General features: G+C 66.5%; 28 protein-coding genes. 11 read left to right on the forward strand and 17 right to left on the reverse strand.

Features of this window, described 5'->3' with window-relative positions; genetic code table 11:
- Positions 1–27: 27 nt before the first annotated feature.
- Both menE and ACNQVK_RS31940 read left to right on the forward strand, forming a co-directional pair.
- Positions 28–1,143, forward strand: coding sequence for an o-succinylbenzoate--CoA ligase (gene menE, locus ACNQVK_RS31935; protein ID WP_418032710.1), 1,116 nt, complete (start codon positions 28–30; stop codon positions 1,141–1,143).
- A gap of 68 nt (positions 1,144–1,211) precedes the next feature.
- Complete coding sequence (locus ACNQVK_RS31940; RefSeq protein WP_418032711.1) at positions 1,212–1,826, forward strand: pyridoxamine 5'-phosphate oxidase family protein; 615 nt, start codon at positions 1,212–1,214, stop codon at positions 1,824–1,826.
- Here the strand turns inward: ACNQVK_RS31940 and ACNQVK_RS31945 are convergent.
- Positions 1,820–2,680, reverse strand: a complete 861-nt coding sequence (locus tag ACNQVK_RS31945) for a GNAT family N-acetyltransferase (RefSeq protein ID WP_418032712.1) — start codon at positions 2,678–2,680, stop codon at positions 1,820–1,822. The genes ACNQVK_RS31940 and ACNQVK_RS31945 overlap by 7 nt on opposite strands.
- Positions 2,681–2,732: 52 nt before the next feature.
- Complete coding sequence (locus ACNQVK_RS31950) at positions 2,733–3,395, reverse strand: TetR/AcrR family transcriptional regulator (protein WP_418032713.1); 663 nt, start codon at positions 3,393–3,395, stop codon at positions 2,733–2,735.
- Positions 3,396–3,581: 186 nt separating this feature from the next.
- Between ACNQVK_RS31950 and ACNQVK_RS31955 the strand changes: the two genes are divergently transcribed.
- From ACNQVK_RS31955 to ACNQVK_RS31970, 4 genes are read left to right on the forward strand one after another with little or no spacing between them, the layout of a single operon-like run.
- Positions 3,582–4,007 carry an MmpS family transport accessory protein gene (locus ACNQVK_RS31955; protein ID WP_418032714.1) on the forward strand — a complete coding sequence of 142 codons (426 nt, stop codon included), beginning with the start codon at positions 3,582–3,584 and terminating at the stop codon, positions 4,005–4,007.
- Positions 4,004–6,907: an RND family transporter gene (locus tag ACNQVK_RS31960; protein WP_418032715.1), complete on the forward strand. Its 2,904-nt coding sequence runs from the start codon at positions 4,004–4,006 to the stop codon at positions 6,905–6,907. The genes ACNQVK_RS31955 and ACNQVK_RS31960 overlap by 4 nt, the downstream gene beginning before the upstream one ends.
- Entirely contained in the window at positions 6,907–7,236 is a 330-nt protein-coding gene (locus ACNQVK_RS31965) for a DUF732 domain-containing protein (protein ID WP_409551317.1), read from the forward strand. The genes ACNQVK_RS31960 and ACNQVK_RS31965 overlap by 1 nt, the downstream gene beginning before the upstream one ends.
- Positions 7,237–7,252: 16 nt before the next feature.
- Positions 7,253–7,717 (forward strand): DUF5078 domain-containing protein, encoded by a 465-nt coding sequence (locus ACNQVK_RS31970; protein WP_418032716.1) that lies wholly within the window; start codon positions 7,253–7,255, stop codon positions 7,715–7,717.
- 32 nt (positions 7,718–7,749) lie between these two features.
- On the opposite strand, the gene ACNQVK_RS31975 is transcribed toward ACNQVK_RS31970, so the two are convergent.
- From ACNQVK_RS31975 to ACNQVK_RS31990, 4 genes are all read right to left on the reverse strand, one after another.
- Positions 7,750–9,492 (reverse strand): acyl-CoA dehydrogenase family protein, encoded by a 1,743-nt coding sequence (locus tag ACNQVK_RS31975; protein WP_418034453.1) that lies wholly within the window; start codon positions 9,490–9,492, stop codon positions 7,750–7,752.
- Positions 9,493–9,579: 87 nt separating this feature from the next.
- Entirely contained in the window at positions 9,580–10,707 is a 1,128-nt protein-coding gene (locus ACNQVK_RS31980) for a nitronate monooxygenase (RefSeq protein ID WP_418032717.1), read from the reverse strand.
- Between the two features lie 59 nt (positions 10,708–10,766).
- On the reverse strand, positions 10,767–11,543 hold the full coding sequence (locus ACNQVK_RS31985; protein WP_418032718.1) for an S-methyl-5'-thioadenosine phosphorylase: 777 nt from the start codon (positions 11,541–11,543) through the stop codon (positions 10,767–10,769).
- A 6-nt stretch (positions 11,544–11,549) separates the two neighbouring features.
- Positions 11,550–11,837 (reverse strand): hypothetical protein, encoded by a 288-nt coding sequence (locus tag ACNQVK_RS31990; protein ID WP_418032719.1) that lies wholly within the window; start codon positions 11,835–11,837, stop codon positions 11,550–11,552.
- A gap of 59 nt (positions 11,838–11,896) precedes the next feature.
- Between ACNQVK_RS31990 and ACNQVK_RS31995 the strand changes: the two genes are divergently transcribed.
- Positions 11,897–12,769 (forward strand): 1,4-dihydroxy-2-naphthoate polyprenyltransferase, encoded by an 873-nt coding sequence (locus ACNQVK_RS31995; protein ID WP_418032720.1) that lies wholly within the window; start codon positions 11,897–11,899, stop codon positions 12,767–12,769.
- Between the two features lie 12 nt (positions 12,770–12,781).
- On the opposite strand, the gene ACNQVK_RS32000 is transcribed toward ACNQVK_RS31995, so the two are convergent.
- Positions 12,782–13,348, reverse strand: coding sequence for a Clp protease N-terminal domain-containing protein (locus ACNQVK_RS32000; protein WP_418032721.1), 567 nt, complete (start codon positions 13,346–13,348; stop codon positions 12,782–12,784).
- 1 nt (position 13,349) lies between these two features.
- A complete protein-coding gene (locus ACNQVK_RS32005; protein WP_090424849.1) occupies positions 13,350–13,586 on the reverse strand; it encodes a helix-turn-helix domain-containing protein in 237 nt (78 codons plus the stop codon).
- A gap of 125 nt (positions 13,587–13,711) precedes the next feature.
- Between ACNQVK_RS32005 and ACNQVK_RS32010 the strand changes: the two genes are divergently transcribed.
- Together ACNQVK_RS32010 and ACNQVK_RS32015 are read left to right on the forward strand one after the other, a co-directional pair.
- Complete coding sequence (locus tag ACNQVK_RS32010) at positions 13,712–15,061, forward strand: MFS transporter (protein ID WP_418032722.1); 1,350 nt, start codon at positions 13,712–13,714, stop codon at positions 15,059–15,061.
- A 51-nt stretch (positions 15,062–15,112) separates the two neighbouring features.
- Positions 15,113–15,766: a response regulator gene (locus ACNQVK_RS32015; RefSeq protein WP_409551399.1), complete on the forward strand. Its 654-nt coding sequence runs from the start codon at positions 15,113–15,115 to the stop codon at positions 15,764–15,766.
- Here the strand turns inward: ACNQVK_RS32015 and ACNQVK_RS32020 are convergent.
- Entirely contained in the window at positions 15,744–16,109 is a 366-nt protein-coding gene (locus ACNQVK_RS32020; RefSeq protein ID WP_418032723.1) for a LytR/AlgR family response regulator transcription factor, read from the reverse strand. The two genes, ACNQVK_RS32015 and ACNQVK_RS32020, sit on opposite strands and share 23 nt — an antisense overlap.
- A gap of 125 nt (positions 16,110–16,234) precedes the next feature.
- Here ACNQVK_RS32020 and ACNQVK_RS32025 point away from each other — a divergent pair, with 125 nt between their 5' ends.
- The gene (locus tag ACNQVK_RS32025; RefSeq protein ID WP_418032724.1) at positions 16,235–17,800 is read left to right on the forward strand and encodes a GAF domain-containing protein; all 1,566 of its coding nucleotides are present in this window, start codon (positions 16,235–16,237) and stop codon (positions 17,798–17,800) included.
- On the opposite strand, the gene ACNQVK_RS32030 is transcribed toward ACNQVK_RS32025, so the two are convergent.
- Both ACNQVK_RS32030 and ACNQVK_RS32035 read right to left on the reverse strand, forming a co-directional pair.
- Positions 17,794–18,024: a hypothetical protein gene (locus ACNQVK_RS32030; RefSeq protein WP_418032725.1), complete on the reverse strand. Its 231-nt coding sequence runs from the start codon at positions 18,022–18,024 to the stop codon at positions 17,794–17,796. The genes ACNQVK_RS32025 and ACNQVK_RS32030 overlap by 7 nt on opposite strands.
- A gap of 148 nt (positions 18,025–18,172) precedes the next feature.
- On the reverse strand, positions 18,173–18,454 hold the full coding sequence (locus ACNQVK_RS32035; RefSeq protein WP_090424372.1) for a DUF4229 domain-containing protein: 282 nt from the start codon (positions 18,452–18,454) through the stop codon (positions 18,173–18,175).
- Positions 18,455–18,529: 75 nt separating this feature from the next.
- Here ACNQVK_RS32035 and ACNQVK_RS32040 point away from each other — a divergent pair, with 75 nt between their 5' ends.
- Positions 18,530–18,691 (forward strand): hypothetical protein, encoded by a 162-nt coding sequence (locus ACNQVK_RS32040; RefSeq protein ID WP_418032726.1) that lies wholly within the window; start codon positions 18,530–18,532, stop codon positions 18,689–18,691.
- A gap of 6 nt (positions 18,692–18,697) precedes the next feature.
- Here ACNQVK_RS32040 and ACNQVK_RS32045 read toward each other — a convergent pair whose 3' ends face one another.
- From ACNQVK_RS32045 to ACNQVK_RS32070, 6 genes are all read right to left on the reverse strand, one after another.
- On the reverse strand, positions 18,698–19,969 hold the full coding sequence (locus ACNQVK_RS32045; protein ID WP_418034455.1) for an AAA family ATPase: 1,272 nt from the start codon (positions 19,967–19,969) through the stop codon (positions 18,698–18,700).
- Between the two features lie 283 nt (positions 19,970–20,252).
- Positions 20,253–21,257 (reverse strand): c-type cytochrome biogenesis protein CcsB, encoded by a 1,005-nt coding sequence (ccsB, locus tag ACNQVK_RS32050; protein WP_418032727.1) that lies wholly within the window; start codon positions 21,255–21,257, stop codon positions 20,253–20,255.
- Positions 21,254–22,783, reverse strand: a complete 1,530-nt coding sequence (locus ACNQVK_RS32055) for a cytochrome c biogenesis protein ResB (RefSeq protein WP_418034457.1) — start codon at positions 22,781–22,783, stop codon at positions 21,254–21,256. Before ACNQVK_RS32055 ends, ccsB begins: the two co-directional genes overlap by 4 nt.
- 110 nt (positions 22,784–22,893) lie before the next feature.
- Positions 22,894–23,685, reverse strand: coding sequence for a cytochrome c biogenesis CcdA family protein (locus ACNQVK_RS32060; RefSeq protein ID WP_090424368.1), 792 nt, complete (start codon positions 23,683–23,685; stop codon positions 22,894–22,896).
- Positions 23,682–24,290, reverse strand: a complete 609-nt coding sequence (locus ACNQVK_RS32065) for a TlpA disulfide reductase family protein (RefSeq protein ID WP_418032728.1) — start codon at positions 24,288–24,290, stop codon at positions 23,682–23,684. The genes ACNQVK_RS32060 and ACNQVK_RS32065 overlap by 4 nt, the downstream gene beginning before the upstream one ends.
- Positions 24,291–24,878, reverse strand: coding sequence for a histidine phosphatase family protein (locus tag ACNQVK_RS32070; protein WP_418034459.1), 588 nt, complete (start codon positions 24,876–24,878; stop codon positions 24,291–24,293).
- Positions 24,879–24,889 lie beyond the last annotated feature (11 nt).

Here is a 24,889-nt window from a genome sequence, read left to right on the forward strand (position 1 = left end):
GGATCCACGACGGATACGTTGCTGGCAGTGCTCGACGACGTCCTCACCGGACGGGCGCCGGCGATCCTGCCCGTCCCCGCCGACGACGAGCGGCAGAGTTCGTTGCTGACAACTACTTTGCGCGCCGGGGAAGAGATCGACGACGACGTCGCCGTGGTGATCTCGACCTCGGGCACCACCGGCAAACCCAAGGGCGCGCTGCTGACGGCCGACGCGCTGCGGGCCAGCGCCGCCGCCACCCACGCGCGCCTGGGCGGTGACGGACGGTGGCTGCTCGCCCTGCCCGCCTATCACATCGCGGGGCTGCAGGTTCTGGTGCGCAGCGCGCTGGCCGGCACCGCGCCGGTCACCGTCGCGGCCTCGTTCGATCCAGGCGAGTTGCCTACCGCGGTGGCCGCTTTGGGCAGTGGACGCCGCTACGCCTCGCTGGTGGCGGTGCAGTTGGACAAGTCCCTGCGTGACCCGGCCGCCGCCGACGCGCTGGCCGACCTCGACGCCGTTCTGATCGGCGGTGGGCCGATGCCGGCCGGGGTGGCCGAACGCGCGGAGGCTGCGGGGGTGAACGTGGTGCGCACCTACGGGATGAGCGAGACCGCGGGCGGCTGCGTGTACGACGGCGTGGCGCTCGACGGGGTCTCGGTGCGCATCGGAGCCGCCCCGGCGGCGACATCGGGCATCGACAACGCCCGCATCCTGCTGGGCGGCGCCACCGTGGCCCGAGGCTATCGCAACCCGATCAGCCCCGACCCGTTCGCCGAGCCCGGCTGGTTCCGCACCGATGACCTTGGCACCGTGGATGATTCGGGTGTGCTGCGGGTTCTGGGCCGGGTCGACGACGCGGTCAGCACCGGCGGGTTGACGGTGCTGCCACAACTGGTCGAATCGGCACTGGCCGGCCATCCGGCGATCGCCGAGTGCGCGGTCTTCGGAGTCCCCGATGAACGTCTCGGTCAGCGAGTGGTGGCCGCGCTGGTGCTGGCCCCGGGTTCATCGGCCCCCGATGTGGCCGAGCTGCGTGATCACGTGGCGCAGACCCTCGATGCCACCGCGGCACCACGAGAGGTGCACATCGTCGACGAGTTGCCGCGTCGCGGCATCGGCAAGCTCGACCGGCGCACGCTGGCCGCTCGCTACGCGGGCTGAGCTCGGGGCACCGGCCGCCGAACCCGGCGACCCGACAATTCGGTTGCCGGCTTGGGCATGATGGAGATATGCGCCGAGAAGTGACCTCCGCGGATGAGCTGCGCGCCATCGTCGGGCAACCCACCGCAGCCGTCGCCAAGAAGGTGACGGACCGCCTGTCGGAAGCTCAGCAGGTCTGGCTCAAGCAGTCGCCGCTGGGCTTCGTGGCGACCACCGATGCCCACGGCCGCGTCGACGTCTCCCCAAAGGGAGATCCGCCGGGTTTCGTCCAGATCATCGACGACACCACGATCGCGATCCCGGAGCGGCCCGGCAACCGGCGCGTCGACGGCTTCCTCAACGTGCTGCAGCGCCCACACGTGGGCACGGTGTTCGTCATCCCCGGGCGCGGTGACACCCTGCGGATCAACGGCACCGCTCGGATACTGTCCGACGCCGACTATTTCGATGCCATGGCGGTGGACGGCAAGCGTCCGATCCTGGCACTGGAAATCGCCGTCGAGGAGGTGTTCTTCCACTGCCCCAAGGCGTTCCTGCGCTCTGAGACGTGGAAACCCGAGAGCTGGAACCCGACGGCGGTGCCCTCGGTGGCGCAGATGGCGAAGGCGTTCAAGCCCGATCAGAGCCAGGAAGAACTCGACGCGTATTACAGCGAGGACAACCTGCGCAAGATCCTCTACTGAACCGCCTCAGCCGGTTTCACCAGGATTGCCCGCGTGTAGAGCAGCTGGAAGCCCCGGCGCTGGACGTTGTGCTGGGACTTCGAGCCGGGCGCCGTCGTCACCACTGCGATCTCGCATCCGGCCTCGGCAGCCTCGGCCAGTCGTGCCGCCAACAGCGCGGCCTGCACCCCTCGGCGGCGGTAGCCGGGCGCCGTCGCGGCTCCGGCCAATTGAGCGATCGCGCCGGTCAGCCGCATCATCCCGCCACCGGCGACGACTCCGTCGCACAGCGCGATATACGCGGTGGCCCCGGCCTTTTCCATGTCCCGCTCGGCCCGCTCGATGATGTCGGCGGGGAACTGCTCATGGCTGATCGGGCCCTCACCATCGGGATGGGCGAAGCCCTCCACTACGACGTTCACCCATGCGGTGAGATCGTCGGCCCGGCGCACCCGCACATCGGTCACCGGCGGGCGCTCGTCGCGAATCGGCCTGCCCAGCACGTTCTCGAACTCGATGAGGTGATAGCCGCGGCCGGACAACAACGCGGTGGTCTCGGGGTCGGCAAGGCTGGACAGTTCGACCCGGGTGGAGCTGCCCCTGGCCGCGAAGGCCCGCTCGATCTCACCCAGCACCGCTTCATCGGGCAACCCGTCGAAGCCGAGGCCGACCACCTTGTTCATCGGCGATTCCGCCTCGGCGAAACAGGCGTACCCGCCTGCGACGGGCAGAACCAGCCCGTCGGCGCCTCGGTGCCCGGCAGCGTGCGTCGCCGCCGCGATCAGGTCCGCCTCGGCCTTCTCGATGCGCCGGGCCAGCTCGACACCGCAGAACAATGGATCCGAGCCCGGGTCTGAGTCACCTTTGATAGCCACGTCGATATTGTGCCCGCACAGGCTTTTCCGAAACGTGGGGTACCGGCGTCGGTCAGCGAGGCGGCCCCGCGGGTTCCCACGTCTGCATCGCTACATCGAGCTCATCGCTGTCGAGCGCTTTCACCGGAATCGGCGCCTGGTGGTCGTGGTAGCGCATACCGTCCAAGAGGATGGCCACATACCGGCGCCACAGGTCGGCGTCGACATGTCCGGCGAATTCACTCACGGTGCCGGACAGAAGCCCGAAGAGCGGCATGTCGGTGGACGACACCTCCGGACGCAGATAACCGTCGCCTTGCGCCCGCTCGACAAGTTTGGTCAACGCCGGGACGAGCCGCTCCTGGCAGGCCTTGACCCGGTCGCCCCCATAGCATTTGCTGAACGCGATCTCCCGTAAGCCGCGGTCGGTAGCCGTGATCTCGCACATGCTCTCGACGTACCACGCGAACCCCTGCCATGAATCTTCTTGCTGCAGTGCGATTTCAGCCAATGCGGTGAGCTGATCCATACCGTCCACGAAGATGGCCTCGAGCAGCTCCTCCTTGGTGGCGAACCGCCGGTAGACCGTGCCCACCCCGACGTTCGCGTATCGCGCGACGTCGTTGAGCGTCGCTTCAAGACCTTTTTCGGCAAACAGTTCCCGCGCGGCATCGAGCACCCGCTGCCGGTTTCGCTCTGCGTCCTTACGCAGCACGGGACGTGTTTCCTCGGTCATATCTCTCAGCTTAAGTGATCGGGGTCATAAGTGGATTGATCCTATCCACTTATTCGGCTAACTTTACGCTCGAACTGCGTAGGCCGCCTAACAGCCAGGTCGTCGCGAGCATCGAAAGTCGGGAGGCCACACATTGACTGCAGTCCAGGCTCGGTATCACGTCACCGCACTCCCCTTGCAGCCACAATGCTGAAGGCAGCCCGCCGGATATGGCTTCCCGTACTGATCGTCGTCGCCATGGCGGCCGGCGTGCTGATCGTGATGAACGTCCGCAAGGTCTTCGGCGCACATCCGGTCATCATCACCGAGTCCACGTCGGACAACGCCGAGGACTTCAACCCCAAGTTCGTGAAGTACGAGATCTTCGGCACGGGCGGCACTGCCGTCATCAACTACATGGACCTCGAAGGCAAACCCCAGCGCACCGGAACTGTGCCGCTGCCATGGACTTTGACACTGCAGACCACGTTGCCATCGGTGCAGCCGAACATCCTGGCGCAAGGCGACGGAAACAGCATCAGTTGCCGAGTCACCGTCGATGACGAGGTCAAAGAAGAGAGAACGGCTACTGGATTGAACGCCCAAACCTTTTGCTTTGTGAAGGCAGCATGAGCACCCCGACGGACGACACCCCGACCGACGCCATCGCGACAGGGCGCCACGCGGCACCTCCGCGCCCACTACTCCCGCGACTCATCCGCACGTTCGCCCTGCCGATCATCCTGGCGTGGATCGTGATCGTCGCACTGCTCAACACCGTCGTCCCTCAGCTCGAGGTCGTCGGAAAGATGCGCGCGGTGTCGATGAGCCCCAACGACGCACCGTCGATGATCGCCATCAAAGAGGTCGGCAAGAAGTTCCAGGAGTACGACACCAGCAGCTCGGTGATGGTCGTGCTCGAAGGCGACAAGCCACTGGGCCTCGAGGCGCACGTCTTCTACGACAAGATGGTGCGTGACCTGCGCGCGGACACCACGCACGTGCAGCATGTGCAGGACTTCTGGGGCGACACCCTGACCGCCAAGGGCGCGCAGAGCCGCGACGGCAAGGCCGCCTACGTGCAGGTGTACATCGCCGGCGACCAGGGCGAGACGCTGGCCAACGAGTCGGTGGAGGCGGTGCGGCGCATCGCCACCGAAAGCCCCGCGCCCGACGGCGTCAAGGCGTATGTCACCGGATCGGCGGCCTCCAGCACCGACCAGAACATCGTCGGTGACGAGAGCATGGAGCTGATCGAGCTCGTCACCTTCGGCGTCATCGCGGTGATGCTGCTGGGCGTCTACCGCTCGATCATCACCACCCTGATCGTGCTGGTGATGGTCGTGCTCGAATTGTCCGGCGCCCGTGGCCTCGTCGCGTTACTGGGCTATCAGAACTTCTTCGGTCTCACGACGTTCGCGACCAACATGCTGGTGACCTTGGCCATCGCCGCGGCCACCGACTACGCGATCTTCCTGATCGGCCGATATCAGGAAGCACGAAGAGCCGGCGAGGACAAGGAAGCGGCCTACTACGACATGTTCCACGGCACGGCCCATGTCGTGCTCGCGTCGGGTCTGACCATCGCCGGCGCGACGTTCTGCCTGCACTTCACCCGCCTGCCGTACTTCCAGACCATGGGCATTCCACTGGCGATCGGAATGACGATGGTCGTGGCCATGGCACTGACCCTCGGGCCTGCCGTCATCTCGGTGATGAGCCGATTCGGCAAGATCCTTGAGCCCAAGCGGTTTTCGAAGTCCCGCGGATGGCACCGGGTGGGCACCGCCACGGTTCGCTGGCCGGGCGCAATCCTGGTGTGCGCCATCGTCGCAGCATTGATCGGCCTGCTGGCGCTGCCCGGCTACCACACCACCTACAACGACCGCATCTTCCTGCCCAAGGACGTTGGGACGAACGTCGGATACGACGCCGCGTTCCGGCACTTCTCGCAGGCCAAGATGAACCCGGACCTGATGATGATCGAGTCCGACCGCGATCTGCGTAACCCGGCCGATTTCCTGGTGATCGACAAGATCGCCAAGGCCCTCAAGAGCGTGCACGGAATCGCCCAGGTGCAGACCATCACCCGTCCCGACGGCGATCCGATCAAGCACTCGACGATCCCGTACACGCTGGGCCAGAGCGGCACGACCCAGCTGATGAACAACGACTACGCGCAGACCAATCTGCAGAATCTGCTCGACCAGGCCGACGATCTGCAGACCAGCATCGACGCCATGACCGAGATGATGTCGATCCAGACGGATCTGGCAGCGGTGTCGCAGCGCATGGCCGACAAGATGAAGACGACGTCCGGCGACATGAACGACGTCCGGGACCACCTCGCGGACTTCGACGACCAGTTCCGGCCGCTGCGCAACTACCTCTATTGGGAACCGCACTGCTTCGACATCCCGATGTGCTGGTCCATCCGGTCCATCTTCGATGCGCTCGACGGCATCAACACGATGTCGGACGACTTCCAGGACCTGGTTCCCGAGATGCAGCGCATGGCCGATCTGATGCCGAAGATGGTCGCCACCATGCCGCGGCAGATCCAGTCGATGAAGCACCAGAAAGAGCTGCTGCTCAACCAGTATCAGGTGCAGAAGGCCCAACAGGACCAGACGATGGCGATGCAGAACACCGCCACCGCCATGAGCGAAGCGTTCGATACGGCCAAGAACGACGATTCGTTCTACCTGCCGCCGGAGGCGTTCGAGACCGAGGACTTCAAGCGGGGCATCAAGCTGTTCATGTCGCCCGACGGACATGCGGTGCGGTTCACCATCATTCACCAGGGTGATCCGCTGACTCCCGAAGGCACCGCACGCATCGCACCGCTCAAGGTCGCAGCGGCCGACGCCATCAAGGGGACCCCGCTCGAGGGATCCAAGATCTACCTCGGTGGTAGCTCGGCGACCTACAACGACATGCAACAGGGCGCCGACTACGACCTGATCATCGTCGCCGCGGCGGCACTGATCCTGATCTTCATCATCATGTTGGTGCTCACCCGTGCGGTGGTGGCCTCCGCGGTGATCGTCGGCACGGTGGTGCTGAGTCTGGCCTCGGCCTTCGGGCTGTCGGTACTGCTCTGGCAGCACATCGTGGGAATCCCATTGCACTGGATGGTGATGCCGATGTCGGTCATCGTCCTGCTGGCCGTTGGCGCGGACTACAACCTGCTACTCGTCTCACGAATAAAGGAGGAGATCCACGCCGGGCTGAAGACCGGAATCATCCGGGCCATGGTCGGCACCGGTGCCGTGGTCACCTCCGCAGGCTTGGTCTTCGCCTTCACCATGGCTTCGATGGCAGTCAGCAGCCTGATCGTCATCGGTCAGGTCGGCACGACCATCGGCCTGGGCCTGCTGTTCGACACCCTCGTCGTCAGATCGCTGATGACACCGTCCATCGCCACGCTGCTCGGGCGCTGGTTCTGGTGGCCGCAACGCGTCCGCCAGCGTCCGGTGCCGCAGCCCTGGCCGAAACCCATCCAGCGCGAACCCGAGGAGGCCCTGGTCTGATGAAACGTATGCTGATCGCCCTGTCGTTCTGTGCGGCAACAAGTCTCGCGCTCTCGGCGCCGGCCCAGGCTGATCCGGACACGGAATTCGCCAACGAGTTGCACACCTTCGGGATCTACGGGCAGAAGGACTACAACGCCTGGATCGGCAAGCTCATGTGCAAGCGATTGCACAACGGCGTCGACCACAATGCCCAGGACTCGGTCGGTTTCGTGAAGAAGCAACTGGCCAAGGACAGCTCCGACGCTCAGTCGTGGCAGTTCCTGGGTACCGCCATCAACTACTACTGCCCCGATCAGCGCTTCGTCTACGAACAAGCCGCGCACTGAACGACTTTGGAGCAATATGTCGAACCGCAAGAGTGTCAGTAACCTGATCCGCACCGGCGTCGCCGCCTGCGCGGTCGCCGGCAGCCTGGCCGGCGCCGGCATCGCAAGCGCCGACGCCACCGACGACTACCCGATCCCCAACCGGATCCTGCGGACCCCCTGCACGGCCGAACAGATCATGGCCGCAGCCCGCGACGTCGAGCCGGTGTACTACGAGCGCTACATGATCGACTACAACAACAAGCCGGTCGCCGATCAGCAGGGCGCCCAGGACCGGATCCACTGGTTCTTCTCCATGGACTACGCCGGTCGCCGCCAATACTCCGAGAACACGGCCACCAACGCGTTCTTCGAGAACATGTCCTGGCGCTGGCCGAACTGGGCCAAGCTGTTCTTCAACAACAAGGGCGTCGCGGCCAACACCACCGATGTCTGCCAGAACTACCCGCCCAACGACATGTCCGTCTGGGACTGGCACTGACGACGGGCACAGGACCTTGCCGGTGAGGCCGGCTATGCACGCATCTCGTAGCGGCCGTCGTAGCTCTTCACCTGTTCCCACACCCGATCGAAGCGATCCGCGTCAACGACCGGTTTGCGCACTGCGGATAACGCCCATTGCTGTTGGGCAGGAGTAGAACTCGGCTTGCCGTGCAAAGCGATCGCGTATCCGGAGAAATCGCGGATCTGGAAATCGAAGATCTGGTCGATCAGGTCGTCGCCCAAGCCGATCAGGTCAGCCTGCTCGAGGATCAGCTGGCCGTATACAACGAGGGTGAACAGATGTCCGACGACCAGGACGAAGTCCAGGTCGCTCTGCTGATCGGCGTCCGGTGCGGCCGTGGTCAGCAGCTCTTTGAGCGCCAGCGCCTGCTCATAGAAGCGCGCGACGTTCGGGATCCCCGAATGTCGTTGGTAGACCGGGTTCCAATCGGCGAACTGCACCTTGGATGCGCCCCGTGCCGGCCCCTGCGCCCAGAAGAACACGTCGTCCGTCGGATCGTCCCGGGTGCCGATCTCGGCATATTCGGCGGGGTTGAACAGGTAGTTCGGCATGAACTTCAGGATCTGCGCGACGTTGACGTGCACGGTGCCTTCCAGTCGCGGTAGGCAGCCGATCAGTCGCGCTACCTCGCTGAAGTAGGTGTTCTTCTCAAAGCTCTTGGCGGCCAGCACATCCTGCAGCAATGTGATGAGCGTTTCGCCCTCGGAGGTGACTTTGGACTTGGTCACCGGATTGAACAGGAGATAGCGTCGGTCGTCGCGGCCGGCGCTGCGGAAATAGTCGATCGCACGGTCGCTGAACAGCTTCATCGCGATCAACCGGGCAAACGCGTCCACGAAGCTGGCGCGCACGTGCGGGAAGTCGGTGACCGGGTTGCCGTACAGGATGCGATTGTTCGCGTGGGTGATCGACTCGTAGAAGGCGTGCTCGCACATGCCGATCGAACCGCTGCACAGGTTGAACTTGCCGACGTTGACGGTGTTGAGGGCTGCCGAGAACGCATCCGGCCCGGTATCGAGGATGTCCTCCGCGCGCACCGGGTAATCGTTGAGCCGGAAATTACTGACGTACATCTGACCGTGCACGACATTGCCGATCAGCTCATAGTTCTCATGCGTGCTGTCGGCGACGAACCACACGTATCCGTCGGCGCCGGCGACATCGGAACGACGGGAGAACACCGAAACCATGCCGGCGACATTGCCGTTGCCGATGTAGTACTTCTCCCCCGACGCATGGAAAACAACGCCGTCCTCGGCATCTGCGTTCTGGGCCGGCGTCAGGATCATGTCGGTGTTGTAGATGTCGGCGCCGTGATCACGCTCAGAGAGCGCGAACGCCATCACGCCACCGGCTTCCAGCTGGTCGGCAGCCCGCTGCATCGCTTCCTTGTTGGTGCTCTGCCAGATCGGCCCGAGTCCGAGGATGGTGACCTGCTCGGCGTACCAGTACGCCAGGCCGTAGAAGCCGAGGACCTCGCTCAGCGCGGCATTGCGCGAGGTGTCCCACCGCTTGTTCCCGTCAGCCCCGCCGTACTCCGATGGCGTCAGAAAGGTTGCGAAGATCCGCTCGGACTTGATGAATTCCAGGAAGTCCGACACCCATACCGCGGCCAGGTCCTCCTGGAGCAGCCTCGTCTTGCCGCGGGCCTCGAACCAGTCGATCAGCGCCCGGAGTTGACGCCGGGTCTCGGGGTCGAACTGCTGCGGGTCGTATGTGTTCGGATTGAACAGAAGTCCGCCGCCGGTCATCATGGTGTGCCTTTCGTCGACGCTGGTATGCATTATGGCAACCAGCGGTCGGCACCTACCCATGATTGGCGACGGCGGGCCGTCAACCTAGTCCGGGAGTGAGTTGCTCAACCGCTCGGTGGCCGCCAGGTAGTCCTCGATGAACTCGCGGACCACCTCGCGGGCCGGCTTGACCTTGTTCATCAGACCCACGCCCTGCCCGACGAAGTAGGTGGCCAGCGCTTGCGCGCCCGGATGCCCCTGGGCGGCAAGCACATCCACGCGCCGGATGATCGGCTCGGCCAGCATGTTCTGCAGTGGTAGCGGAAGGGTCTGGTGGCCACCGGGGTTCGGCTGCCAGGCGTCCGTCCACTCCGACTTGAGCTGGCGGGCCGGCTTGCCGGTCCGCCCGGTCGAGCGCACGGTGTCCCGCGAGGTCGCCGCCAGCATCTTCTGCACGGTGTGCGGTGCGGTCTCGGCCTCTTCTGTGGTCAGCCACACCGAGCCCGTCCAGGCACCGGCCGCACCCATCGCGACGGCCGCGGCCATCTGCCGGCCGGTGACGATGCCGCCGGCCGCCAGCACCGGGATGTCACTGCCGGCCTGCTCCAACGTTTCGAGCACTTCCGGCACCAGCACCAGTGTGCTGACCTCACCGCAGTGCCCACCTGCCTCGGTCCCCTGCGCGACGATCAGGTCCACCCCGGCCTGCACCTGTTTGAGGGCGTGCTCGCGGGCACCCACCAGCGCCGCCACCGGAACCCCGCGCTCGCGGCCGGCTTCGATCATGTAGTCCGGCGGCACCCCGAGCGCGTTCGCGATCAGCTTGATCGGATGGCTCATCGCGACGTCCAACAACTCCCGGCCGGTGTCACCCGACAACGAGGACCCGCCCAGGCGCTGCCTGTCCTCGGGCTCGATGCCGTGATCGGCCAGCAGTCGCGCGACGAACTCGCGGTATTCGGCGGGGATGCGGTCGCTGAGCTGTCCCCGCGACAGGTTCTCGCCCTTACCTTCGAACTTCGCCGGCACGATGATGTCGGCCCCGTAGGGCTTGCCGCCGACCTGCTCGTCGATCCAGGACAGCTCCTGGTCCAGCTGTTCGGGCGTGTAGGCCGTGGCGCCCAGCACGCCGAAGCCGCCGGCGTTGGTCACCGCGGCCACCACGTCACGGCAGTGGCTGAAGGCGAAGAGCGGAAAGTCGATACCGAACTGCTCACAGATCGCGGGTTTCACCCCGTCAGTATTGGCACCCCTACTTGACGGGTGTCAAGAGGGTGCCCGATCTCAGCCCGTCACGGCAGGTCGAACGGCAGCTTCACCCCGTCGTGGGCCAGGCAGTGTGTGCAGGCACGCTCGGTGTCGACAGCTTCCAGGGCCTCGTGCACGAGCTTCTTGAACGGCACCAGGTTGCGCTCGAACTCGGCGAAGACGTCCACCGTCGTCACCCCGGAACCGGTCTCGATGCCGGCATCCAGATCGGTCACCAAAGCGATTGCCGCATAACACATCTCAAGCTCGCGAGCCAGAACAGCCTCGGGGTAGCCGGTCATGTTGACCAGGGTGAAACCCTGATCGGCGAACCACCGGCTCTCAGCCCTGGTGGAGAACCGCGGCCCCTGGATCACCACCATGGTGCCGCCGTCGACCACCCCGGGCAGCCCGGCCGCGGTCGACCGCAAAGCCGGGCAGTACGGATCGGCGAAACCGACATGGATGCCGCCGGAATCGAAGTACGTGTCGGCCCGCGCGCGGGTGCGGTCCACCAACTGGTCCGGCACCACGATCGACCCCGGCCCCAGCTGTGCGGTCAGACTGCCCACCGCGCACGGGCCGAAGATCCGTCGCACCCCCAACGTGCGCAACGCCCACATGTTGGCCCGGTACGGGACCGTATGCGGCGAGAACTCGTGGCCGACCCCGTGCCGGGGCAGAAAAGCCACCTCGTGCCCGCCCACGGCCCCGACCGTGATCGGTGCACTGGGCGCGCCGTAGGGGGTGTCCACGGTGACGGTGCGGGCCCCGGGCCCGAAGAACGAATAGAAACCGCTACCGCCGATGACGCCGAGCATGCAGTGCTATTCGGCCTCGTCGGGTTTCGTGACGGGGTCTGCCGGGCCCTCGTCGACGGCCGTGTCGACGGCTGCGTCGAGATCGTCGTCGAAGTCGTCGAAATCCTCGTTGGCCTTGCGGGCGCCGTCGGCGATCTCGAAGACATCGGTGGCCAGGCCACCGATGACGGTCGCGACGTCCTTGACGGCCGTGGTGATGATCGAGGTGACCTGCCCGACCGTGGAGGCCACTGCCTCGACGGATTCCTGCAGCACGTCCTTGCCGATCTCGGTCTTGCTGAGCTGCTCCTTCATGAGGCTCAGTGTAAGAGTCCGCGCGAGATGGCACCGGGTCAGCTCATACGATGGCCATCGTGGCCAGTTTCGCGCAATGGATCGAGGGCGCCCGTCCCCGCACCCTGCCCAATGCCGTCGCCCCGGTGCTCGCCGGTACCGGCGCCGCCGCCTGGGTGGGCTCCGCCGTGTGGTGGAAAGCGTTGCTGGCGCTGGCCGTATCGCTCGCACTGATCATCGGGGTGAACTACGCCAACGACTACTCCGACGGCATCCGCGGCACCGACGACGTGCGGTCCGGCCCGCTGCGCCTGGTGGGTTCCAAGCTGGCCTCGCCGCGGGCGGTGCTGACCGCGGCGCTGGTGAGCCTGGCGGTCGGCGCGGTGGCTGGGCTGGTGCTGGCGGCGGTGAGCGCGCCGTGGCTGATCGCGGTCGGTGCCGTGTGCATCGCCGGGGCCTGGCTGTACACCGGCGGCAAGAAGCCCTACGGCTACCTCGGCCTGGGCGAGGTAGCCGTGTTCGTCTTCTTCGGCCTGGTCGCGGTGCTGGGCACGCAGTACACGCAGGCCCTGCGCGTCGACTGGGTCGGCCTGGTCGCCGCGGTGGCGATGGGCTCGCTGTCGTCGGCCGTACTGGTGGCCAACAACCTGCGCGACATTCCCACCGACAGCCAGTCCGGGAAGATCACCCTCGCGGTGCGCCTCGGCGATGCGCGCACCCGGCTGCTGTATCAACTGCTGGTCGGGGTGGCCCTGGTACTGCCCTTGGTGCTGATCCTGGCCACGCCGTGGTGTGCGGTGGGCTTGATCGCGGTCGTACCGGCGGTGCGGGCACTGCGGCCGGTGCGCAACGGCAGCACCGGCGCCCAGCTGATCCCGGTTCTGCGCGATACCGGGCTGACCATGCTGGTCTGGGCGGTTGCCGTGTCCGCGGCCCTGTTCCTGGCGGCCTAGCGGGCGAAGCCTCTAGGCCGCGTTGTCCAGGAGTCCGACGACCCCGTCGCGCAGTTCGCCGGCGCCGACACGCTCGGTGATCAGGCCGACGGCACGGTCGTCTCCCCCGCGAAGGATCCCGAGCAGGATGTGCTCACATCCGATGTAGCCGTCTTTGTGCGCCAAGGATTCCCGCAATGCCAGCTCCAGCACCTTCTTGGCAGGTTTGGTAAAGGGAAGGTGCCCGCGGCGCCTGCGCCGCCGGCCGGTGCTGCGCAACGCGTTGTCGAACGCGCCGTCGCCGAAGGTGCGGTCCACGTTGACGCGTACCGCCCGGAGGTCGATTCCGATCGACCGCAGCGCCTCGGCATCGCCGTCGAACGCTTCATCCGCAGGCGCGTCGGCTGCCACCAACTCAGCGCGAACCGCATCCGAGGTCAAGCCGAATCCCGCCAGCAGGGCCGATAATTCGCGGCCCGAGCTCTGCAGCACCCCGACCAGGATGTGTTCGGGCCGGATGTCGTTGGCCTCCAGTTCGCGGGCCTCCTCCTGGGCCAGAACCACGGCAACGCGCGCATGACGACTGAACTTTTCGAACATGTCATCCCCTCCGATTGTGCTTCTGGTGCACGGCCTGACGGCTGACCTCGAGGGCATCGGCGATCGCCTGCCAACTCCAGCCCTGCTCGCGGGCATTCGCCACCTGAATGGCCTCCAACCGCTCCTGCAACCGCTGCAACGCCCGCACCGCCCGCAGCCCCACGGCGGGGTCCGAGCTGCTGACGCCATCGGTGATCAGCTCGTCGACATCACTCACCCTGTCAAGGTAACTTGACATCTGACGAGCGTCAAGAAAAGTTGACACGGCGCGGCACGGCGGGCAGGTCTCATCCCCCCACAGCACCAGCGGTATTGCACTAACGTGGCCGTCGGCCTGCAACGCCGACCACCTGGGGGATGCGCATGACCATTTCGACCGAGGCGCATCAGCCCGCACCGTCGGGCCGCGCCGAAACCCGTCGGGCCATCTGGAACACCATCCGGGGTTCGTCGGGCAACCTCGTCGAGTGGTACGACGTCTACGTCTACACCGTGTTCGCCACGTACTTCGAAGCGCAGTTCTTCGACAAGGCCGACAAGAACGCGACGGTCTACGTGTACGCGATCTTCGCGGTCACGTTCCTCACCCGCCCGATCGGCTCATGGTTCTTCGGCCGATTCGCCGACCGGCGCGGCCGCCGTGCCGCGCTGACCTTCAGCGTCTCGCTGATGGCACTGTGCTCACTGGTGATCGCACTCGTGCCGTCGCGCGAAACCATCGGTGTCGCAGCGCCGATCATCCTCATCCTGTGCCGGCTGGTACAGGGCTTCGCGACCGGCGGCGAGTACGGCACCTCGGCGACCTACATGTCCGAAGCCGCCACCCGGGAACGGCGTGGCTTCTTCTCCTCGTTCCAGTACGTGACACTGGTCGGCGGTCACGTACTGGCCCAGTTCACCCTGCTGATCATCCTCACCACCCTCAGCACCGAGCAGGTCCACGAATTCGGTTGGCGCATCGGCTTTGCCATCGGCGGCGTGGCCGCGGTCGTGGTGTTCTGGCTGCGCCGCACCATGGACGAATCGCTGTCCGCCGAACAACTCGAAGCGGTCCGCGAAGGCAAGGACAAGAGCTCGGGCTCGTTGAGCGAACTGCTCACCCGGTACTGGAGGCCACTGCTGCTGTGCTTCCTGATCACCATGGGCGGCACCCTGGCGTTCTACGCCTACAGCGTCAACGCCCCGGCGATCGTCAAGACCACCTACAAGGACCAGGCGATGACCGCCACCTGGATCAACCTCATCGGGCTGATCTTCCTGATGGCGATCCAGCCCGTCGGCGGGATGATCAGTGACAAGGTGGGCCGCAAGCCGCTGCTGCTGTGGTTCGGCATCGGCGGGGTGATCTACACCTACGTCCTGTTCACCTATCTGCCCCAGACACATTCACCACTGATGTCCTTCCTGCTGGTCGCTGTCGCCTACGTGATCCTGACCGGATACACCTCGATCAACGCCCTGGTGAAATCCGAGCTGTTCCCCTCACACGTGCGGGCCCTCGGCGTGGGAATCGGCTACGCCCTGGCGAATTCGATGTTCGGCGGGACCGCGCCGGTGATCTACCAGGCGCTCAAGGAACGCGACCTCGTGCCGTGGTTCATCGCCTACGTCACGGTGTGCATCGCGCTGTCTCTGCTGGTGTATCTGTTCTTCCTCAAGAACAAGGCCGAAACCTATCTGGACCAGGAGAAGGGTTCGGCCTTCATCCGGTAGCGCCGCCGGCGCCGACGGAACTGGGACCCAACCGGTACGTTCAAGGTCGTGATGAGTGCGCTGCGGGTGGTCGTCGCCGACGATGACGTGCTTCTGCGTGAGGGCTTGGCCAGCCTGCTCGACCGGTCCGGATTCGACGTCGTCGGGCAGGCGGCCGACGCAACGGAATTACTTGCCCTGGTTCGGGATCAGGCACCGCAGCTGGCGGTGGTCGACATCCGGATGCCACCCACCCACACCACCGAGGGCCTGGACGCCGCGAAGGTGATCCGTACCGAGTCCCCCGATACCGGCATCCTGGTGCTGTCCGCGCACGTCGACGTCGAGCACGCGACCGAGCTGCTCGCCAGCGGCCACGGCATCGGCTACCTGCTCAAGACCCGGGTGACCGACGTCAACGATTTCGTCGAGACCCTGGAACGGATCGCCAAGGGAGCCTCGGTGGTCGACCCGGCGCTGGTGTCCGAGTTGGTCTCGGCCCGCCGCCGCGACGACCCGCTGGCCGCCCTCAGCGCCCGCGAGCGCGAAGTCCTGATGCAGATGGCCGAGGGCCGGTCCAACGCCGGCATCGCCCGCCGGCTCTGGGTCACCGAGGGCACCGTGGAAAAACACGTCCGCAGCATCCTGACCAAACTGAATCTCCCCGAGACCGGCGACGACCACCGCCGGGTTCGCGCCGTCATCACCTATTTGGAAGCGCGGTAGCCGTCAACTCGCGGAGCGCGTCGACCGACAACGCGTGTTTCGACACGAAGCCCAGTGCCGGGCTGGCCGCGATCACCTCGACCAGATCCTGCTCGGAGTAGGTCGAGGTGAGGATCACCAGCGGCCGGTGCGAACTGCGGTGCAATTGCTCGGCCACGTCGAACCCGCTCTCGGCGCCGAGCATCACATCGAGCAGAACCACATCGGGCTGCAGTTCGTCGCACATCTTGAGGGCCTGCGCGCCGTCGGCCGCCGCGCCGACGACCTCGACCCCACCGCCGCCCAACAGCCGGGCTGCGGCGCTGCGGAATCCGGCGCTGTCATCGACGATGAGGCAGCGCACCGGGCCTCCACATCCGAGTCATGAACCCAGCGTCTCAGCCCCGGATCGCGGTTGCATTACCGCTAGCCGGAAAATCTCCCCATGCTCGGCATGAACCCTGGCGGCGTAGCGTTCGTACTGTTCAGATGACTGTCGCCCGCGCTGTCCCGACTCTCGCCGACCGGCCCTGGCGGTCGGTGCGTACCCGGCTGCTGGGGATGCTGCTGCGGCCGAAGGCGCCGCCGCTGGCCGCCGGAATCCTGGTAGCGATCGTCTTCATCACCGCCGAGACCCTGGTCGTCACCCAGTTACGCCGGACGGCGCCCGAAAGCTCGTTCGGCGCGGTGTTCCTACTCGGGGTCCTGGTGGTCTCGGCCGGCTGGGGAATGTGGCTCGCGGTGGCCACGTCCTTGGTCAGCGCCGTGGTCTACGTGCATTTCCACATGGAGACCCACGGCGCTCTGCTGCCGATCCACGACCAGGACATCACCGCCATCCTGGTGTTCCTGCCGGTCGCGCTGCTGACCAATCTGCTGGTCGGGCAGGCCCGGCTGCGGGCCGCCGATGCCGCGGCGCTGGCGGGACAGCAGGCGGCGCTGCGCCACGTCGCCACCCTGGTGGCCCGCGGATCGCATCCCGACGAGGTCTACCCGGTGGCAGTCGCGGAGTTGGCCGGCGGGCTGGGCATGGACCATGTGGGGCTGCTGCTCTATCAGGACGACGGGACCGCGGCGGTGCTGGCCTCGCGCGACCCACACGGTGCGACCAAACTGCGCATCGGCGAACGATTCCCCCTGGAGAGCGGGTCGCTGCTGACCGCGATCGCCGAGACCGCCGAACCGGCCCGCATCGAGGACTACGCCAGGGAGACCGGCGTCACCGCGTCGCGCATCCTGGGCATCGGGATCCGCTCGGCCGTCGGCGCCCCCATCACCGTCGACGGTCGGGTTCGAGGCCTGTTGGTGGTCGGCTCGTCGCGGCCGGGTGCCTTCGATCCAGGAACCGAAGCCCGGGTCGGCGATTTCGCGGACCTGGTCGCCACCGCGATCGCCAACTCCGAAACCCGTGCCGCGCTGACCGCCTCGCGGGCCCGGATCGTGACCGCCGCCGACCAGGCCCGGCGGCAGTTCGAACGCGACCTGCACGACGGCGCCCAGCAGCGGGTCGTCTCACTGAGCCTGGCGCTGCGGGCCACCCAGGCATCGATACCGGCCGACCAGACCGAACTCGTCGATCAACTCGACAGCCTCGTGGCGGGGCTGTCGGCACTGTCGACCGAACTGCAAGAACTTTCCCGCGGAATGCATCCGGCCGTGCTGTCCCGCAGCGGCCTCGGCGCCGCGATCCGCTCCCTGGCCCGCCGCTCACCGATCCCGGTCGACGTCGAGGTCGACCTGAACGACCCGATCCCCGAATCGGTGGGTGTGGCCGCGTACTACGTCCTCGCCGAGGCTTTGACCAACGCGGCCAAGCATTCCGGGGCCACGGCCGTGGAAGTGGCGGCCTCCGTCACCGACCACACCCTCCACCTCTCGGTGCGCGACGACGGCGTCGGTGGTGCCGTCACCGGGGCCGGGTCCGGACTGATCGGTCTGGCCGACCGCGCCGAGGCACTGTCCGGTCAGCTCAGAGTCACCAGTCCACCCGGAGCCGGGACCACCATCCGCGCCTCGATCCCGCTCAATTGCGGTCAGCCGCAGACCTGTCAGTGATGGAACAGCAGCCCGTACGGCCCGAAGAACGGGTACTGGGCCTGGTAGTCCACCGCCGGCGGGGTCGCGACGACCTGCGCATTGCCGTCGGATCGGCACACCGTCGAGGTCGCCCCGGAGGTGGTGCAGGTCTGTGAACCGGGGTCGGCCTGGGCCATGGGTGCCAGCGCGATTGCCGCAGCGGACGCGGTCAAGAGCATCGACAAACGTATCGAGTTACTCATGGTGGCGGTACTCCTTTGTCAGCCAACTCAATTCGAGTAACTCAAGCCTCGCCGACAGCGGCGCCGGAAACGACGGCGCTGACCCCCAATTCTCGTTACCTGCTATCCCCCAGAAGACTGATCGCGTTCTGGGAGTGAAGATTTGCTGCTATTTGGATTTCGGCGGCTCGTCGCCGCGCAACCGCGCCTGCAGCTGCTCGCGATCCTTGCGCCGCCGTTCGTCCACCACCGCGATGGAGGCCGTCGCCCGCTCGCGCAGCGGCCGGAACAACCAGATCCCCAGCGGCAGTGCGATCACGATCGCGAACAGCAACGCCACCACGACCGGGAAATCCCCGGTCACCAGATACCCCAGACCGTAGATCGCCGCAGTCAGCACAGCGACCAGCACAAGCCGGGCAATGAGGTAAACCACGACGTCGGTGACCATGCGGGAGGTCGAACCACTTCCTGACACGCTCCGAGCCTACCGACGGCGCGTATATTCGGATAAAGGAGGTTTCGAGTGGCGTATCTACTCCTGCTCATTGCCGCAGCAAGCCTGGTGTACATCGGCTGGCGGCTGGCGCGGGTTTCCGGCAGTCAATCCAAGACCCGGGTGATCGGTCCCGATGACGACCCGGAGTTCCTGCGCCGGCTCGGGCACGGCGACAATCCCCGCAGCTAGCCCGCGTCAGGCGCGCGAGTTCGTCGACCGGCGTGCCCCCGCGAAATCGGACGCCACCACCGCCGCCAGCTCGATCAGCGCCTCACGGGTACCGGGCTTGAGACGATCCAGGCTGATCTCGGCGCCTTCCTCCAGATGCGGATCGAACGGCACCAGCCGCACCGCACGGCACCGCCGCGAGAAGTGGTCCACCACCTTGGACAGATCGACCTTGCCCGACCGCGGCCGCACCGCGTTGATCACCGCGATGGAATTGCGCACCAGATCCTGATGGCCGTGGGCGTCGAGCCAGTCCAGCGTGGCCGACGCACTGCGGGCCCCGTCCACCGAACCCGAGCTGATCACGACCAGCACGTCGGCCTTGGACAGCACCGCCGACATCGCCGAATGCATCAACCCCGTCCCACAATCGGTGAGCACCAGACTGTAGAACCGCTCCAGCACCTCGAGCGCGTGCAGATAGTCGTCGGAACTGAACGCCTCCGACACCGCCGGGTCGCTCTCGGAGGCCAGCACCTCAAGCCGGCTCGGCCCCTGTGAGGTGTAGGCCCGCACGTCGCTGTAGCGCTCGATGCCTTCGGCGTCCCGCAGCAGGTGCCGCACCGTTGCAGCCGTCTCCAGCGGCACCTTCTGGCTCAGCGTGCCCCGGTCGGGGTTGGCATCCACCGCGACCACCCGATCTCCGCGGATCGAGGCGAACGTGGCGCCAAGCGTCGCGGTGATGGTGGTCTTGCCCACGCCGCCCTTCAGAGACATCAACGCGATCCGGTAGCAGCCCTGCAGCGGCTGGCTGACCTCGCCGACCAGGTTGTTGCGGTGCGTGGTCTTGGGGCTCTCACCGACGTTGACCTGCTTGAACGACGCGACGTAGAGGGCCTTGCGCCAGCCGGAGGTGGGTGGGTTCTTGCGTTGACCCAACAGTGCGGCGGTGGAGAGGTCCCGGTAGGGCGTCGCGAAGTCGGCAGCGGCGGGCCGCTCAATAGTTCCAGCGGCGGGCCGCTCAATAGTTCCAGCGGCGGGCGCAATAGTTCCGGCGGCAGGCTCGACAGGCCCACCGGCGGGCCGCTCGAAGGTTCCCGCTGCCTGCCCCGGGAAGTTTGCGGCGACCGGCCCTGGAAAGTGGCCGGGCACCGGCGGTGCGGTGATCACCGGGATACCTTGCGGCGGCGTCGGTGCGGTCCACTCCGCGGGCAGCGGTGTGGAAACACCGGGCTCGGTGGGGTTGCTGAATCGCTGCTGACCGCGGAAGCCGGGCACCGGAGCGAACACCGACGGCACGAGCGGAGGCTCGGTGACGCGGGGTGGCGCGAGCGCCGGGGAAGCCGAGCGCGGTGCATCGGCGGCGGGGGCTGCGGGGCGGACCTCGGTCGGCTCGCCGATCGGGGCGGCTGTTGACGGTTCGCTGCTGTCCTGTGGGGCGGATTCCTGCGTCTCGGACGGCTCCGACACTGACTCAGGCTTTGGCTCGGACACGAATTCCCCTCTTTTCCACACGCTTCCGACCGGACCGCGGCTGCGCCACAACTTCAGGGCGCGCGGTCACTCACCAACCCGACGGTGCCTAGCCGACCCCCGCATACGAATGCAGGCCCACGGTCACCAGGTTGATGAAGAACAGGTTGAACACCATCGCGACGAAACCCACGACGTTGATCCAGGCCGCCTTGCGGTCCCGCCAACCCGCGGTCGAGCGCGCATGCAGGTACGCCGCGTACACCACCCACGCGATGAACGACACCGTCTCCTTGGGGTCCCAGCCCCAGTACCGGCCCCAGGCCTCCTCGGCCCAGATGGCACCGAAGATCACGCCGAAGCCGAAGATCGGGAACGCGAAGATCGTGGTGCGGTAGGCAATCCGGTCCAGGGTCTGCGCGTCGGGCAGCCGGTCGATGATCCGCGCGACGGTCCCTTCCCGGCCCGGCTCGCCCAGCGGCGACATCTTCAGCAGGAACAGGATGCTGGCCACACCGGCCACCAGGAACACCCCGGAGCCGAGGCTGACCACCGAAACGTGGATGGGCAGCCAGTACGACTGCAGCGCGGGCATCACGGGGGCCGCGTTGGAGTACAGCCAGCGTCCCGACACCGTCAGCAGTATCAGTACCGGAACCAGCACGAACACCCACAGTGCGCGGTACTGCGGCTTGCGCAACACCACCGCCGCCGCGATCAGACCGCAGAAACTGGTCAGGTTGATGAACTCGTACATGTTGCCCCACGGCACCCGTGAGGTGGCCAGGCCGCGCAACACGATGCAGATGAACAGCATGCCGATGCCGACGTAGGTCAGCGCCAGCCCGGTCTTGCCGACCCGCTCGTCGAACGGCCGCCGGGGTTCCTCGGCGACGACGCCGGGGGTGACGCTGTCGGCGCCGACGGTGGCACCGATGAGGACGCTCGCTCCAGCCATTTGCTCTTCGCGCGAGCGCTCATCGACCCGACGTCCGCGGCTGTAGGCCAATTCGACGGCGAGCAGGATCAGCGCGCCGACGAGCACCACCACCGACGACGTGAACGCCCAGTCGGAGTACCTGGCCAGTCCGATGTCGATGTGCTCGGTATTCACTGCTCCGCCTTCTCTTCTACCGCCGGCGCGTCGTCGTACCCCTCCAACAGCCGCGCGGTCAGCTTTTCGAACTCATCGCCCCAACCGGAGTTGTCGGTACGGGCCAGCCCGCCCAGCTCGACGTTCACCGTACCCGCAGTCGCGGGTTGGATCCGAACCCAGATCCGGCGCCGCCTCACCACCAACGACACCAGCAACCCGGCCATCATCGACATCGCGAACACCAGCACCCAGACCTGGGCCGGATCGTGGGAGACCTGCAGGTTGACGAACGGCACCGCGCCGTCGAACCGGACCTTGGTGCCGTCATCGAGCCGGGTGTCCTGACCTTCGACCAGGTTGACGCGAGCTACCTTGGTCAGCTGCTTGCGATCGATCAACCGGGGATCGAGGGAGAACAACGACTGCGGCCGGCCGGTGTCCAGGCCGGTGTCACCGCGGTAGATGTCGATGGCGACGGCCGGGTCGTTGAGTGCCGGGAAGCTCGACGACAGCAGCGTGCCTTCGAGTTGCTTGGTGGGTGCGAACAGGCCCTGGATCGCGATCTGGTGCTTGCGGCGCTCGTCGGCGTCGGGATACGTGCCTGCGGGCGGGTCGATACGGACGACACCCGAGGACAGCAGCGTCAGCTGTTCTTCCGGTCGCCACTGGATGGTCTGGCTACGTTGCTGACCGTCGGGGAAGGTCACCGTGAACGACGGCGCATAGCCGTGTCCCTGCAGGTACACGCGGTCGCCGCCGATGCGCAGCGGGTGGTTGACCTCAAGGCGGTAGGACCGCCACGTGTCGGCGGCCAGATCGTCACCGGACTGGTAGTCGATGTCGGCGGCGAACGACAACGCCTGCCCGGTGGGCAGGTAGTGCGCGTCGAAGTCGTTGACCCGCAGACAGATCGGGCTCAGTGAGGTGCCGTCGACGGTGTTGCCGGCCCGGAACGAGTCGAAGGCCGCCGGCGAGGCGGTGCAGAATCCGGGGCCGCCGTCGGCGATGACGATGACGTTGCCCTCGTACCCGAACAGCTTGCCCGCGGCCACCGCCGCCAGCAGACCGAGCAGCGAGAAGTGGAAGACGATGTTGCCGAACTCTCGCAGGTAGCCCTTCTCCGCTGAAATTTCAGTGATCTCGGAGTCGGTCTGCCGGGTGACCTTGCGCCAGCCCTTGAGCCGCCGCGTCACGGTCTGGGCGATCTCGTCGGCGTCGCCGCTCACCTGCTCGGCATGGTGTTTGGGCAGCCGGCCCAGATTGCGCGGTGCCGGCACCGGCACCGCTCGCAGGTTGCGGAAATGCTCGATCATCCGGGGTGTCAGGCAGCCCACCAGCGAGATGAACAGCAGCACGTAGATGGCGGTGAACCAGAAGCTGGAGAACACGTCGAAGGCCTGCAGGCGGTCCAGCCACGGCCCGAGAGTGGAATGGGCGGCCAGGTACTCGTCGACCTTGGACTCGTTGAGGCTGCGTTGCGGAAGCAACGCACCCGGGATCGCGCCGAGCGCCAGCAGGAACAGCAGCACCAGCGCGGTGCCCATCGAGGTCAGGGTCCGCCAGGTGTTCCGAACCAGCGCGAGCAGACGCCGAAGTACCCCGGGGCGGCGATTCTCGGGTACCTCCGCGTCTGCTCGCGAGTCGGGGGTGACCGTCATATCGGCAGCCTCACATCACTGACGAACGCGTCGCGCACCCACGACACGAAGTCGTTCCACAGACCCGTCACCAGTGCGGTGCCCACCAGGATCAGCAGCACACCGCCAAGAATCTGGATGGTCCGGGTGTGCCGGCGCAACCAGCCCAGCCCGGTCACCGCCCGCGCCGAACCCAGTGCCAGCAGCACGAACGGGATGCCCAGGCCAAGGCAGTAGGCCAGCACCAGCACCACCCCGCGAGCCACAGTGGCGCCGTCGGTGGCCGAGGCCACCGCGATCACCCCGGTCAGCGTCGGGCCCAGGCACGGCGTCCAGCCCAGCGCGAACACCGCCCCCAGCAATGGGGCGCCGGCCATCGTGGACCACTGCCGGGGCGCGAACCGGGCCTGGCGTTGCAACGCCGGGATGAAGCCGACGAACACCAGGCCCATCACGATCGTCACGACGCCGCCGATACGTTGCAGCAGAACCTGATTGGCGATCAAAGTGGTGGTCATCCCCAACACCGCGACCGCACCGAGCAGAAACACCACGGTGAAACCCGCGACGAACAGCGCGGCCGCACCGGCCACCCGCAGCCGCGCGGTCCGGGTCGCCTGCTTGGTCAATCCGGCCTCGGCGGCCACCGGGGCCTCCTGGACCCCGACGACGGCGGCCAGATAGGACAGATAGCCCGGCACCAGCGGCACCACGCACGGCGAGGCGAACGACACCAGCCCGGCCAGCACACTGATCCCCAGCGCCAGCAGCACCGGCCCGGCCGCGGCGATCTCGGCGAACCCGGTCATTTCTGCGGTCCCGGTTCGGCCGCCAACCGCTCCACGACCGGTTGCAGATCCTCGGCCAGCAGCTCGCGCAGGAACACCGCGGCCACCCGGTGCTGACGGTCCAGCACCACGGTCGACGGGATCACCGTGGTCGGGTACTTCCCGCCGAACGCGATCATCGTCCGCATCGCCGGGTCGTAGATGGACGGGAAGGTGACGTTGCGGTCGGTGACGAAATCGACTGCGGCATCACGGTTGTTGTCCCGCACGTCGATGCCGAGGAACTGGACGCCGTCGCGACGGGTCGCTTCGTACACCTTCTGCAACTGACCGATCTCGGCCCGGCACGGCCCACACCACTGGCCCCACACGTTGATCACCACGACCTTGCCGGCGAAATCTTCCAGCGAGATGGTCTTGCTCGGGTCAGCGAGGTCGGGACCGCTCAATTTGCCTGGTGTACCGCGCTTTTCGGGCGGGTCGTAGAAGATGTCGGTCTTGCCGCCGGGTGCGACGAACTCGAAGGTTCCACCCTGGGCCACCGCGTCGTCACCCGTCGAGCATCCGGTGAGCAGCACCAGTCCTGCCAGCACCGCCGCACTCATCCGGGCGAGAGACGACCTCATTCAGATTCCCCAGGGCTCCGTGTAGCCCCACCGGATCAGCTTGTCGTCGTCGAAGGTGAACGACGTGATCGAAGAAAGGTTGCACAGCCGGCTGTGCGGCAACGGCAGGTGCGCCAGCTTGCGTCCGGTCATGGCCCTGCGGAGCGTCTCGACCGGAAGCTGGTGGCTGACGCACACCGCCTCGTGCCCGGCCGCCTTCTCCCGGGCGCGGTGCATGGCCGCCATCATCCGCGGCGCTATCTCGGCGTAGGGCTCACCCCAGGACGGTTTCATCGGGTTGCGCAGCCGCGGCCAGTTCCTCGGGTCGCGGAGCGCACCGTCGCCGGGGGCCACCCGCTCCCCCTCGAACATGTTCCATGACTCGATCAGATCGCCGTCCGTGGCGATCGGCAGCCCGTGGCTTTCGGCTATCGGGGTTGCCGTTTCCTGAGCCCGCTCCAACGGTGAGGCCACCACGTAGACGACGTCCTTGCTCGCCAGCCAGTCGGCAGCAGCCTGCGCCTGGGCCCGCCCGCGGTCGGACAAGTGGTAGCCGGGCAACCGGCCGTAGAGCACCTTCTCCGGATTGAACACCTCGCCGTGCCGCATCACGTGCACGG

The sequence above is a fragment of the Mycobacterium sp. 134 genome (assembly GCF_048282715.1).
Classification (GTDB): domain Bacteria; phylum Actinomycetota; class Actinomycetes; order Mycobacteriales; family Mycobacteriaceae; genus Mycobacterium; species Mycobacterium septicum.

Bases quoted from the DNA above. Each gene is read 5' to 3' on its own strand.
- ACNQVK_RS32015 (WP_409551399.1), top strand. From the start codon at position 15,113: ATGAGTGCGCTGCGGGTGGTCGTCGCCGACGATGACGTGCTTCTGCGT.
- ACNQVK_RS31965 (WP_409551317.1), top strand. From the start codon at position 6,907: ATGAAACGTATGCTGATCGCCCTGTCGTTCTGTGCGGCAACAAGTCTC.
- ACNQVK_RS31955 (WP_418032714.1), top strand. From the start codon at position 3,582: ATGCTGAAGGCAGCCCGCCGGATATGGCTTCCCGTACTGATCGTCGTC.
- ACNQVK_RS32055 (WP_418034457.1), bottom strand. From the start codon at position 22,783: ATGGGCACCGCGCTGGTGCTGCTGTTCCTGCTGGCGCTCGGCGCGATC.
- ACNQVK_RS31975 (WP_418034453.1), bottom strand. From the start codon at position 9,492: ATGACCGGCGGCGGACTTCTGTTCAATCCGAACACATACGACCCGCAG.
- ACNQVK_RS32000 (WP_418032721.1), bottom strand. From the start codon at position 13,348: ATGTTCGAAAAGTTCAGTCGTCATGCGCGCGTTGCCGTGGTTCTGGCC.
- ACNQVK_RS31940 (WP_418032711.1), top strand. From the start codon at position 1,212: ATGCGCCGAGAAGTGACCTCCGCGGATGAGCTGCGCGCCATCGTCGGG.
- ACNQVK_RS31990 (WP_418032719.1), bottom strand. From the start codon at position 11,837: ATGAAGGAGCAGCTCAGCAAGACCGAGATCGGCAAGGACGTGCTGCAG.
- ACNQVK_RS32025 (WP_418032724.1), top strand. From the start codon at position 16,235: ATGACTGTCGCCCGCGCTGTCCCGACTCTCGCCGACCGGCCCTGGCGG.
- ACNQVK_RS31960 (WP_418032715.1), top strand. From the start codon at position 4,004: ATGAGCACCCCGACGGACGACACCCCGACCGACGCCATCGCGACAGGG.
- ACNQVK_RS32030 (WP_418032725.1), bottom strand. From the start codon at position 18,024: ATGAGTAACTCGATACGTTTGTCGATGCTCTTGACCGCGTCCGCTGCG.
- ACNQVK_RS31950 (WP_418032713.1), bottom strand. From the start codon at position 3,395: ATGACCGAGGAAACACGTCCCGTGCTGCGTAAGGACGCAGAGCGAAAC.
- ACNQVK_RS31970 (WP_418032716.1), top strand. From the start codon at position 7,253: ATGTCGAACCGCAAGAGTGTCAGTAACCTGATCCGCACCGGCGTCGCC.
- ACNQVK_RS32035 (WP_090424372.1), bottom strand. From the start codon at position 18,454: ATGGTCACCGACGTCGTGGTTTACCTCATTGCCCGGCTTGTGCTGGTC.
- ACNQVK_RS31985 (WP_418032718.1), bottom strand. From the start codon at position 11,543: ATGCTCGGCGTCATCGGCGGTAGCGGTTTCTATTCGTTCTTCGGGCCC.
- ACNQVK_RS32070 (WP_418034459.1), bottom strand. From the start codon at position 24,878: ATGCGGCACGGCGAGGTGTTCAATCCGGAGAAGGTGCTCTACGGCCGG.
- ACNQVK_RS32010 (WP_418032722.1), top strand. From the start codon at position 13,712: ATGACCATTTCGACCGAGGCGCATCAGCCCGCACCGTCGGGCCGCGCC.
- ACNQVK_RS32005 (WP_090424849.1), bottom strand. From the start codon at position 13,586: ATGTCAAGTTACCTTGACAGGGTGAGTGATGTCGACGAGCTGATCACC.
- ACNQVK_RS32065 (WP_418032728.1), bottom strand. From the start codon at position 24,290: ATGAGGTCGTCTCTCGCCCGGATGAGTGCGGCGGTGCTGGCAGGACTG.
- ACNQVK_RS32060 (WP_090424368.1), bottom strand. From the start codon at position 23,685: ATGACCGGGTTCGCCGAGATCGCCGCGGCCGGGCCGGTGCTGCTGGCG.